The 11640-nt window shown below is 53.3% G+C and carries 10 protein-coding genes; 3 read left to right on the top strand and 7 right to left on the bottom strand.

What is annotated here, in order from left to right; genetic code table 11:
- Positions 1–139 precede the first annotated feature (139 nt).
- Positions 140–1342 carry a nicotinate phosphoribosyltransferase gene (gene pncB, locus HV311_RS16075; protein ID WP_191220172.1) on the bottom strand — a complete coding sequence of 401 codons (1203 nt, stop codon included), beginning with the start codon at positions 1340–1342 and terminating at the stop codon, positions 140–142.
- 265 nt (positions 1343–1607) lie between these two features.
- Between pncB and pepN the strand changes: the two genes are divergently transcribed.
- On the top strand, positions 1608–4220 hold the full coding sequence (gene pepN, locus HV311_RS16070; protein WP_191220171.1) for an aminopeptidase N: 2613 nt from the start codon (positions 1608–1610) through the stop codon (positions 4218–4220).
- Positions 4221–4323: 103 nt separating this feature from the next.
- On the opposite strand, the gene ssuB is transcribed toward pepN, so the two are convergent.
- Genes ssuB through ssuE form a run of 5 tightly spaced genes read right to left on the bottom strand, consistent with a single transcriptional unit; the run spans position 4324 to position 8575 of the window.
- Complete coding sequence (ssuB, locus tag HV311_RS16065; protein WP_016152467.1) at positions 4324–5091, bottom strand: aliphatic sulfonates ABC transporter ATP-binding protein; 768 nt, start codon at positions 5089–5091, stop codon at positions 4324–4326.
- Positions 5088–5879: an aliphatic sulfonate ABC transporter permease SsuC gene (gene ssuC, locus HV311_RS16060; protein WP_016156130.1), complete on the bottom strand. Its 792-nt coding sequence runs from the start codon at positions 5877–5879 to the stop codon at positions 5088–5090. Before ssuC ends, ssuB begins: the two co-directional genes overlap by 4 nt.
- An 11-nt stretch (positions 5880–5890) precedes the next feature.
- Positions 5891–7036, bottom strand: coding sequence for an FMNH2-dependent alkanesulfonate monooxygenase (gene ssuD / locus HV311_RS16055; protein WP_016156131.1), 1146 nt, complete (start codon positions 7034–7036; stop codon positions 5891–5893).
- The gene (locus HV311_RS16050) at positions 7033–8007 is read right to left on the bottom strand and encodes a sulfonate ABC transporter substrate-binding protein (RefSeq protein ID WP_191220170.1); all 975 of its coding nucleotides are present in this window, start codon (positions 8005–8007) and stop codon (positions 7033–7035) included. The genes ssuD and HV311_RS16050 overlap by 4 nt, the downstream gene beginning before the upstream one ends.
- Positions 8000–8575 (bottom strand): NADPH-dependent FMN reductase, encoded by a 576-nt coding sequence (gene ssuE / locus HV311_RS16045; RefSeq protein WP_016156133.1) that lies wholly within the window; start codon positions 8573–8575, stop codon positions 8000–8002. Before ssuE ends, HV311_RS16050 begins: the two co-directional genes overlap by 8 nt.
- Before the next feature lie 242 nt (positions 8576–8817).
- On the opposite strand from ssuE, the gene pyrD reads away from it, so the two are divergent.
- Positions 8818–9828 carry a quinone-dependent dihydroorotate dehydrogenase gene (gene pyrD / locus HV311_RS16040; RefSeq protein ID WP_016152472.1) on the top strand — a complete coding sequence of 337 codons (1011 nt, stop codon included), beginning with the start codon at positions 8818–8820 and terminating at the stop codon, positions 9826–9828.
- A 165-nt stretch (positions 9829–9993) separates the two neighbouring features.
- The gene (gene zapC, locus HV311_RS16035; protein ID WP_191220169.1) at positions 9994–10536 is read left to right on the top strand and encodes a cell division protein ZapC; all 543 of its coding nucleotides are present in this window, start codon (positions 9994–9996) and stop codon (positions 10534–10536) included.
- On the opposite strand, the gene HV311_RS16030 is transcribed toward zapC, so the two are convergent.
- A complete protein-coding gene (locus HV311_RS16030) occupies positions 10533–11639 on the bottom strand; it encodes a YcbX family protein (protein ID WP_047359371.1) in 1107 nt (368 codons plus the stop codon). The genes zapC and HV311_RS16030 overlap by 4 nt on opposite strands.
- Position 11640: the final 1 nt, after the last annotated feature.

The raw sequence follows: 11640 nt of genomic DNA, 5'->3' as shown, positions 1-11640 counted from the left end.
ATATAAACACATGTCCACCCGTAATGGGGGGATACCTATGTTACCTGGCATCTGCAATCAGACAAGCAGAATTCGTAGCTGGAGTGAAAGATTTCGGAAATTAGCGTGAAAAGGGAGCCAAACTGGCTCCCTGGAAGGTTTAACTGGCTTTTTTAATATGCGGCAAATCGAAGGCTTTGCGTAGCGCGCGCACGAACGCTTTATCGTGGCAGATGGTTTTACCCGGGCTATCAGATAACTTCGCCACAGGTTTGCCGTTACATTCCACCAGCTTGATTACAATATTGAGCGGCTTAACCTGGGGAATATCACAGGTTAAACGTGTGCCAATACCAAAACTCAACTGCACACGAGAAGAGAAGTGGCGGTAGAGCTCAATCGCTTTTTTCAAATCGAGGTTATCTGAAAACACCAGCGTTTTGCTCAGCGGATCAATGCCCAGTTTTTGATAATGGGCGATGGCTTTTTCACCCCATTCCACCGGGTCGCCTGAGTCATGGCGTAAACCCTGATAGCGGGTTGCAAACTCGACGCCAAAGTCGCGTAAAAACGCATCCATGGTGATGCAATCGGTCAGCGCAATGCCGAGTTGGTCAGGATATTCATTTAACCAGGCGGCCAGGGCAACGCGCTGGCTGGTGGCAAGCTCAGGGCTGATTTGCTGATGAGCCTGGAACCACTCATGCGCCTGCGTGCCCATTGGGGTTAATGACAGGCGGCGGGCCAGATCGTAGTTACTGGTGCCGACAAACCAGGGCTCTCGCTGCAGGCGTTTAACAATAGCCTGCTGTACTTCGCGTGAAAAACGACGACGCGTACCGAAATCCATCAGATGGAAGCGGGACATATCGACATCTTTCGTTAAAGCAGAGAATTCTACTAGTTTGCTTTCCAGCTCATCGAGTGCCTGCGGGACGCCTGATTCGGGCGAACGGTAACGGTGTACCATCTCGCTGATAACCGCTAGCAGCGGGACTTCCCACATGATCACTTCACGCCACGGCCCGGTTAAGCGAATGTTCAGCTTACCGTTATCATTGGTGATGCAAACCTGTTCCGGGTTATAGCGGAAATCACGTAACCAGGTGAGGTAATCAGCTTTAAAGAAAGGCAGGCCGGAGAGCCACTGGTACTCGTCCTCCTGCAGTCGCAGGTGTTGCATAGCATTCACCTGCTCACGAATAGAATCGGCATAAATACCGAGCAGGTCATCGCCACGGCAACGAAATTCAGCCGCTACTTGTACATCATAGTAGTGGTGAAAAACGGCTTGCTGCATATGCAACTTATAAGCGTCTGTATCCAGCAGCGAGTGCAGAACAGGAGAAGCGAATTGTGTCATAGGTGCGCAGTAGCATCCTCTCACGGGAGCGTTTAGTACAATAAACAACTAAGAAAACCGCTGGAGTATACCTTGTTTAGCGATTTATTGAACCCCGATCACACCATAAGCTGTCTTTCTGGTCGAGGGCAATTCGTGCCGCGTGTTATAAAAATGTAGCAAAAAGGGTGTTTGTGCCTGAAAAGATGAACATTCTGCGTAGCGCGATTTACGCAACAGGAATAGACTGAAGCCGAGACTCTACCAAAGATGCTAAAGGTTTTTTATGACACAACAGCCACAAGCCAAATACCGTCACGACTATCGTGCGCCGGATTACCAGATTACTGATATTGACTTGACCTTTGACCTGGATGCTGAAAAAACCGTGGTCACCGCCGTGAGCCAGGCTGTCCGTCATGGCGCGCCCGATGCGCCCCTGCGCCTGAATGGTGAAGATCTGACCCTGGTGTCGATCCACGTGAACGACGAGCCGTGGGCAGAGTATAAAGAAGAAGAGGGCGCTCTGGTCATCAGTCAACTGCCGGAACGTTTTACGCTGCGTATCGTGAATGAAATTAGCCCGGCGGCCAATACCGCGCTGGAAGGACTGTACAAGTCCGGCGACGCGCTGTGCACCCAGTGTGAAGCGGAAGGGTTTCGCCATATTACCTGGTATCTCGACAGGCCGGATGTCCTGGCGCGTTTTACCACCAAAATTATCGCCGATAAAACCCAATATCCGTTCCTGCTCTCCAACGGTAACCGCGTGGCGCAGGGGGAACTGGAAAATGGTCGTCACTGGGTACAGTGGCAGGATCCGTTCCCGAAACCGTGTTATCTGTTTGCGCTGGTAGCCGGTGATTTCGACGTCCTGCGCGACACCTTTACCACCCGTTCCGGGCGTGAAGTGGCGCTGGAACTGTACGTCGATCGCGGCAACCTGGACCGCGCGCCGTGGGCGATGACCTCACTGAAAAACTCCATGAAATGGGATGAAGAGCGCTTTGGCCTCGAATATGACCTCGACATTTATATGATTGTCGCGGTCGATTTCTTCAACATGGGGGCGATGGAGAATAAAGGTCTGAACATCTTTAACTCCAAATATGTGCTGGCACGTACCGATACCGCCACCGACAAAGACTACCTCGATATTGAGCGCGTCATCGGTCACGAATATTTCCACAACTGGACCGGCAACCGCGTGACCTGTCGCGACTGGTTCCAGTTGAGCCTGAAAGAGGGGCTAACCGTGTTTCGCGATCAGGAGTTCAGTTCAGATCTCGGCTCACGCGCGGTAAACCGGATCAGCAATGTGCGCACCATGCGCGGCCTGCAGTTTGCCGAAGATGCCAGCCCAATGGCGCATCCTATCCGTCCGGATATGGTCATTGAAATGAACAACTTCTATACCCTGACCGTGTACGAAAAGGGCGCTGAAGTTATTCGTATGATCCACACCCTGCTCGGTGAGGCTAACTTCCAGAAAGGGATGCAGTTGTACTTTGAGCGTCATGACGGCAGCGCTGCAACCTGTGATGATTTCGTGCAGGCGATGGAAGATGCGTCCAACGTCGATCTATCGCATTTCCGCCGCTGGTACAGTCAGTCCGGTACGCCGATTCTGACCGTGCGTGATGACTACAATCCATCCACTGAGCAGTACACGCTGACTATCAGCCAGCGCACGCCGGCCACGCCGGATCAGGCCGAAAAACAGCCGCTGCATATTCCTTTCGCCCTCGAGTTGTATGACAACGAAGGGAAAGTGATCCCGCTGCAAAAAGGCGGGCACCCGGTGAATTCCGTACTCAATGTCACCCAAGCTGAGCAGACGTTTGTCTTTGATAATGTCTACTTCCAGCCGGTTCCGGCACTGCTGTGCGAATTTTCCGCACCGGTAAAACTGGAATACAAATGGAGCGATCAGCAGCTGACTTTCTTGATGCGTCATGCGCGTAACGATTTCTCTCGTTGGGACGCGGCGCAAAGCTTGCTGGCGACCTATATTAAGCTCAACGTAGCCCGCCATCAGCAGGGACAGCCGCTGTCGCTGCCGGTACACGTGGCCGATGCATTCCGGGCGATTTTGCTGGATGAGAAAATCGATCCGGCGCTGGCGGCAGAGATTCTGACGCTGCCTTCGGTGAATGAAATTGCTGAACTGTTCGACATCATCGATCCGGTGGCGATAACGGAAGTACGTGAAGCGTTAACTCGCACGCTGGCAGCCGAACTGGCGGATGAATTCCTCGCCATCTATAACGCTAATCATCTTGATGAGTACCGCGTTGAGCATGCCGATATTGGCAAGCGTACGCTACGTAATGCCTGCCTGCGTTTCCTGGCCTTTGGCGAAACCCATCTGGCCGACACGCTGGTCAGCAAGCAGTACCGTGAAGCAAACAATATGACCGATGCGCTGGCGGCGCTGTCCGCGGCAGTCGCGGCGCAACTGCCTTGCCGCGACACGCTAATGCAGGAGTATGACGATAAGTGGCATCATGACGGTCTGGTGATGGACAAATGGTTTATCCTGCAATCCACCAGCCCGGCGAGAAACGTGCTGGAAACGGTACGTGGTTTACTGAAGCACCGTTCCTTCAGTATGAGTAACCCGAACCGAATCCGATCTCTGATTGGCGCCTTTGCGGGCAGCAACCCGGCGGCATTCCATGCGGAAGATGGCAGCGGCTATCAGTTCCTGGTCGACATGCTGACTGAACTCAATAGCCGTAACCCGCAGGTGGCGTCACGTCTGATTGAGCCGCTGATTCGCTTAAAACGGTATGATGCAAAACGTCAGACGCAGATGCGCGCGGCGCTGGAGCAGCTGAAAGGTCTGGAGAATCTCTCCGGCGATCTGTTCGAGAAGGTAACCAAAGCGTTAGCTTGAAACGTTGACCTGTCGTTTTGTAAGCCGGATTAGGCGGTAACGCCGCTATCCGGCAAAAGGCCCGGTGGCGCTTGCGCTTACTGGGCCTGATTTTTCTGAATGCTTATCCATGCCGGCGGATCGGCTGTTCCGTTTCGCTACGCTGCATTACCCGGTTCAACACTTCTGCTTCCAGCTCTGCCAGACGCACCGAACCAATCCGGCGTGGTCGCGCAATATCCACCGTTAAATCCAGTCCGATTTTTCCATCTTCAATAAGCAACACGCGATCGGCCATTGCCACCGCTTCACTGACGTCATGGGTGACCAGCAGTACGGTAAAGCCGTGCTCTTGCCATAAAGAGACAATCAGCTCCTGCATTTCAAGGCGGGTTAAGGCATCCAGCGCACCGAGGGGTTCATCCAGCAACAGCAGACCGGGACGATGAATTAATGCCCGCGCCAGGGCCACGCGCTGTTTTTGTCCACCGGACAGGGCAGCAGGCCATTCCTGAGCACGATTCTCCAGCCCAACTGCGGCCAACGCGTCCCGGGCCGCATCGCGCCAGTGACCTTTCAGACCCAGACCCACATTATCGATAACCGTCTTCCAGGGCAGCAGACGCGCATCCTGAAACATCATTCGCGTATCCTCCTGAATTTCTGCCAGCGGGGTGGTTCCGGCAAGTAATGCACCTGAGGTGGGAGACTCCAGCCCAGCCAGCAGACGCAGCAGCGTGCTTTTACCTCCTCCGCTGCGGCCAACCACGGCAACAAACTGTCCGGCCTGAATGTGCAAATCTAACTGATTGAGCACCGTATTGGCGGCGTATTGTTTCGTCACGGCACTCAGTAAAAGCGGCGTGCCTTGGTTTAGGCGAGCGGTATTCATACGGTAGCCTCCTTCACATGGTAAGCCGGGTTCCAGCGCAGCCAGATCCGCTCCAGCCATTGGGCGCTGACGTCGGCAAGTTTGCCGAGCAGGGCGTAGAGAATAATGGCCACCACGACCACATCGGTTTGCAGAAATTCGCGGGCGTTCATTGCCAGGTAACCAATGCCGGCATTGGCTGAAATGGTTTCCGCAACAATAAGCGTCAACCACATCAGTCCGAGAGCAAAACGCACGCCAACCATAATCGAGGGCAGGGCGCCGGGGAGGATCACATGAATAAATAGTGAAAAACCAGACAACCCATAGCTGCGAGCCATCTCTACCAGACCGCGATCGATATTGCGGATCCCATGCCAGGTGTTGATGTAAATCGGAAAAAGCGTGCCCAGCGCGACGAGAAAGATCTTGGCGGATTCATCAATGCCGAACCACAAAATCACCAGTGGGATCAGCGCCAGATGCGGCACGTTACGCAGCATCTGCACCGAAGTATCCAGCAGGCGTTCTCCCCACCGCGAAAGACCGCTAATCAGTCCCAGCGTCAGGCCAATCGATCCGCCGATGGAGAAGCCTACCAGCGCGCGCCAGGAGCTGATCGCCAGATGCTGCCAAAGCTCGCCGCTGGCGGAAAGCGTCCAGAAGGCTTCGACAACGCCCTCCGGAGAGGGCAGGATGCGGGTGGACAACCAGCCCATTGATGATGCGAGCTGCCAGAGCGCGACCAACCCAACCGGTAAAAACCAGGGCGCGAGGCGCAGTAACCACCTGTTTTTCGGCGTTGCCATCAGCAGGCTCCTTAGCTTTGCGCGATTTTGCGTGGGATAAATTCGTTTGCCACCGCTTCACCTTGTTGATGCTGGCGCTGCGGCTGTGGAATTTCTGGTATAGCGACATCCAGATGTGGGAACAGCAGCTCGCCAACCTTGTATGCCTCTTCCAGATGTGGATACCCGGACAACACAAAACTGTCGATTCCCAGTGCGGCATACTCGTTGATACGCGCCGCGACCGTCGGACCATCTCCGACCAGCGCGGTACCCGCGCCACCGCGCACCAGTCCTACTCCTGCCCACAAGTTCGGGCTGATTTCTAGTTTGTCGCGTTTACCGTTGTGCAGTGCAGCCATTCGCTGCTGACCAACCGAATCCGTTCTTGAGAAGGCGGCCTGGGCTTTGGCAATGGTGTCGTCATCCAGATGGGCTATCAGACGATCCGCTGCCTGCCACGCCTCTTGCGTTGTCTCCCGGACGATCACATGCAGACGAATACCAAAGCGGATCTTGCGCCCGAGCGCCGCCGCTTTGGCCCGCACCTGTTCAATCTTCTCTTTCACCTGTTCAGGCGGCTCGCCCCAGGTCAGATAGAGATCAACCTGCTCGGCAGCAAGATCTTGTGCAACATCAGACGAACCGCCGAAATAAAGCGGTGGCCGGGGTTGTTGTACAGGAGGGAAAAACAGTTTCGCGCCGCGGACATGAATGTGTTTGCCATTGAAATCCACGGTTTCACCTTGCAGCAAACGCCGCCAGACCTGAGTGAATTCAGCAGAGGCTTCATAGCGCTCGGTGTGATCAAGGAACACGCCGTCACCCGCCAGCTCTTGTGGATCGCTGCCGGTTACCAGGTTGAATAACGCCCGGCCGTTAGAGAGTCTGTCGAGCGTCGCGGCCTGGCGGGCGGCGACCGTCGGCGAGGTTACGCTTGGACGAAGCGCGACCAGAAACTTTAATCGCTGGGTGACCGGGATCATCGACGCGGCGACCAGCCAGGCATCTTCACAGGAGCGACCGGTTGGGATCAGAACGCCGGTAAATCCCAGGCGATCGGCTGTTTGCGCAATTTGTTGCAAATAACCGTGATCGACCGGGCGCGAACCTTCTTCCGTCCCCAGATAATGACCGTCACCGTGGGTGGGTAAAAACCAGAACATGTTCAGACTCATAATTTTTCTCCTGCCTGCTGAGTGGGTTGCCAGATACGCTGGCGAATATCGATTTTTTTCGGCACCAGACGGTTGTCATAAAATAGATCGGCGGTTTGTTGTTGTAGGGCGGCAACAGAGGCGCTGACGGGCGTAATGGTGGTTGGCGGACGGTGATCCAGATATGACGCAATTACCGGCTCGGGCAGGCCCATGGTTTTAGCCAGTAGAGTAATGCTTTGCTGGCGTTGGCTGAGAGTTAACGCATCCGCCTGGCTAAAGGTATCCAGCACGCCAATAACAAAAGCGCTATTTTTTTCGGCATAAGGACGTGCAGCGAGATAAAACGAACCGGTCTGCTTGAGGTCTGAGCCGTCTTTCAGCACGCGCACATCACCTTGCAGTAATGCGGCCGAATAGTAGGGATCCCAGATAGCCCACGCATCGACGTTTCCTTGCTGGAAGGCCGCTCGCGCATCGGCGGGGGTCAGATAAGTCGGTTGAATATCGGTAAATTTCAACCCTGCCTGTTGCAGCGCCCGGAGCAGTAAATTGTGGGCGCTGGAACCTTTCTGGAAGGCGACTTTATGCCCTTTGAGCTGCGCAACGCTCTGGATCGGGCTATTTTTCGGCACCAGAATCACTTCGGCTTTCGGTTTGGGTGGTTCGACGCCCACATAAACCAGATCGGCTCCGGCGGCCTGGGCGAAAATTGGCGGAATGTCACCGGTACTGCCGAGATCGATACTGCCGATATTGAGTGCTTCCAACATTTGCGGTCCAGCCGGGAACTCAATCCACGAGATTTTGGTCTGTGGGTAACGTTTCTCCAGTAGCTGATGACTTTTTGCCAGCACCATGCTGACGCTTCCTTTCTGGTAGCCAATGCGCAGGGCATCCGGAGCCGATTCTGCGGCATGCGCCAAGGATGACAGGGACAGCAGCCCGGTTAATGCCAGCCATGGGGTGTGACGCTTGAGCAGATTAAGCATGGGCGGCACCTCGCAGGGCGTTCAGTTGCGGGAGTTGGACATCGCGACGATGCAACGCCAGCCAGAAAGTGTCGAGCGCACTGTCCAGGCGCTGCTGCAGGTTGGGCGTAAACTGCGGTTTATGCTGATAATCGATGACCTGCGAATCATCGGCAAACACGCCGTGCAGGATCTCCTGAGCCTTTAACGCGCTCAGCACCGGTTTCAGCGCGTAATCGACGGCCAGTAAATGCGCCACGCTGCCGCCGGTCGCCAGCGGCAAAACCACTTTTCCTTCCAGCGCCCGCTCGGGGAGCAGATCGAGCAGCGTTTTCAGTGCGCCAGAGTAAGCGGCTTTGTAGACCGGCGTTGCGACAATCAGCCCGTCAGCATCCTGCAGTTGTTCGATAAATGTTTTCAGTGCCGGACTGTCAAAACGGGCATAGATCAGGTCTTCCGGGGCAAAGTTGTGCAGGTTCCAGTGAAAGACTTCGACATCTTGGCCGTTCAATTTTTCTCGGGCATATTCCAGTAACGCGCTGGAGCGAGAGGGAAAGCGTGGGCTTCCCGCCAGAGTGATGACGCGCATAATTTCATTCTCCCCTTATAACCAATTGTTTGCTTTTGATTAACATTGATAACAATTTGTGCAGTCTGGCAGAGAGACTTTGTTTATCGAAATGATTTATACGGGATAGAAAAGTTGAAAAATGAATAAAAAGGAGGAATCAGGAAAACGATTGCTATTTATTGCCGCAGGTCAATTCCCTTTTTGCTCGCGATCGCACATAATACGCCCCCGGTTTGCACACCGGGAATCCAGGAGAGTTCATGTACTACCCCTTCGTTCGTAAAGCCCTTTTCCAGCTCGATCCAGAGCGCGCTCATGAATTGACATTCCAGCAATTACGTCGCATTACCGGCACGCCGCTCGAAGCGCTTGTCCGCCAGAAAGTACCCGCAAAACCGGTTACCTGTATGGGGCTGACGTTTAAAAATCCACTCGGGCTTGCTGCCGGACTGGATAAAGACGGGGAGTGCATTGATGCGCTCGGCGCGATGGGATTTGGTTCCATTGAGATTGGTACCGTGACGCCGCGTCCTCAGCCGGGTAATGATAAACCACGTCTGTTTCGTCTGGTCGATGCAGAAGGTTTGATCAACCGCATGGGGTTTAATAACCTGGGGGTTGATAACCTGGTTGAGAACGTCAAAAAATCGCATTTTGACGGTATTCTGGGGATTAATATTGGTAAGAATAAAGATACTCCGGTAGAGAACGGCAAAGATGACTATCTGATTTGTATGGAAAAAGTCTATGCTTATGCTGGTTATATCGCGATTAATATCTCTTCACCGAATACGCCGGGATTACGTACGCTGCAATATGGTGAGGCGCTGGATGATCTTCTGACGGCAATTAAAAATAAGCAAAATGATCTGCAAGCGATCCACCATAAATATGTTCCAGTGGCGGTTAAGATCGCCCCGGATCTTTCTGTGGAAGAACTGATCCAGGTTGCTGATAGTTTAGTTCGTCATAATATTGATGGCGTAATTGCGACTAACACCACTCTCGATCGTTCTCTCGTTCAGGGAATGAAAAATTGCGATCAAATGGGTGGCCTGAGCGGTCGACCGTTACAATTAAAAAGTACAGAAATTATTCGCCAGTTGTCTCAGGAATTAAAAGGTCAGCTGCCGATTATTGGGGTTGGTGGTATCGACTCAGTAATCGCGGCGCGTGAGAAAATAGCTGCCGGTGCTTCCCTGGTACAGATTTATTCGGGCTTTATTTTTAAAGGCCCACCGTTGATTAAAGAAATCGTCACCAATATCTGAATGCTACCTTAATCACAATCCAGGGCTTTATTTCTGGCCCTGGTTGTTTTATATTCCTTTACTGTTGCTTATTTAAACATTCTGAGCTTTTATTATTAAGGCAATAAACGAAGCGGCAAAAGGATACTGTCGTAATGGTGATGATTAAGGAAAGGAGAGAAACTGATGCGAATTAAACCCGACGATAACTGGCGCTGGTATTATGATGAAGAGCACGATCGTATGATGCTCGATTTAGCCAATGGCATGTTATTCCGTTCGCGTTTTGCTCGTAAAATGCTCACTCCGGATGCATTTTCTCCGTCGGGTTTTTGTGTTGATGACGCCGCTCTTTATTTTTCCTTTGAAGAAAAATGTCGCTACCTGGATTTAGCCAAAGAGCAAAAGGCGGAACTGGTGCTTAATGCGCTGGTAGCGATTCGTTACCTTAAACCGCAAATGCCAAAAAGCTGGCACTTTGTCGCACACGGTATTAACTGGTCGCCAGTCGTGGGGGATGCTGCTTGTGTGGATTTAAGCGATACCGATGAACAGGTAAACCTGTTAGTGGTTGAACCGGGTGAAAATGCCGCGCTTTGTCTGCTTGCACAACCTTGTGTGGTTATTGCCGGGCGAACAATGCAACTTGGCGACGCGATTAAAATAATGAATGACCGACTGAAACCGCAGGTTATTGCCGACAGTTTCAGCCTTGAACAGGCGGTTTAACTCTCCAGCCTGATTGTCGTTTTGGGAACGCAACTGCAGCACAGAATCGTCCCGTCATCCCCAATCGCTGATTTTTTCAGCGGACTAACTTCGCCTTCCAACAGTCGAATTCGACAGCATCCGCAAATTCCTGCCCGGCATGAATAGGGCACTCTGATACCCTGGTTTTCCAGCTGTTCAAGCAATACCTGCTGATTATTTCCGCGAAAGGTCTGTCCCTGCCAGTCAATAAGTACCGTGGCATCGGGTTGTTGTTCCAGTGCGGTATCATCTGGCTCCGCCGCACCGTAAGCTCTGGCGGGACCGGTTGCCAAAATTTCTACCTCATCGCCGACGCGAATAACGCCACTGTTGCGTGCGATAAGATTCTGGCCGAAATCAACGTCGCCGTTATCCACCGCTGTCCGGAAGGTTTGCAGCGTGGCGAGCGGCTCGCCAGACGGATGTTTCTGGCCTTTTTCTGGACTAACGGTAGTGAAAATGCAGCGGCTACAGGGTTTTGCCACATCAAAAATGACGTCGCCAATGCGAATCACTTTCCAGGTGTCTTCTGCCCAGGCATCAGCCCCCGCAACCACCAGATTGGGGCGAAACTGTTCCATTTTGACGCTTGCCGGACAGCGCTGTTGCACATCGCGCAGAGATGCTTCGTTGGCCAGCAGGTAGGGATAACCATCGGCGAAGGACAAAGGAACATCAGCGTGGCGCTTCACCCGGCGTGTCAGTTGCGGACCCACCCAGCGCAACTGCACGTCACGGGAGAAAAAGCCGCTCAGCCACAGGTTGATAGCCGCTGGCGCAATACGCGCGGTAAAATGGTTTCCCCACACTTCAGTCGGCGCATCTTGGGTGGCGAAGTCTGCGAATCGCACGAGCGCGCTGCTGCCGTCTGGAGCTGTAAGATGAAGTCCATCGTGGAAAGGGGAAGGGGTAAAGCGGACCATTTGCGGGAACTGTCGGGCGGTAATGAACGTCCCGTCGGGTTCGGTAATCATAAATATACGATCCAGGGCGAGACCGCTCACGTCTGCCAGGGCGTGCGTGAGTCCAATTCCACGCATTGATTTAACCGGATGAATAAAAAGTCGGGTCAACGTTACCACT

The sequence above is a fragment of the Citrobacter sp. RHBSTW-00881 genome (assembly GCF_013728515.1).
In the GTDB taxonomy this organism is placed as follows: domain Bacteria; phylum Pseudomonadota; class Gammaproteobacteria; order Enterobacterales; family Enterobacteriaceae; genus Citrobacter; species Citrobacter braakii.
The sequence above is the reverse complement of the archived record's forward strand: the minus strand, read 5'-3'. Positions and strand labels throughout refer to the sequence as shown.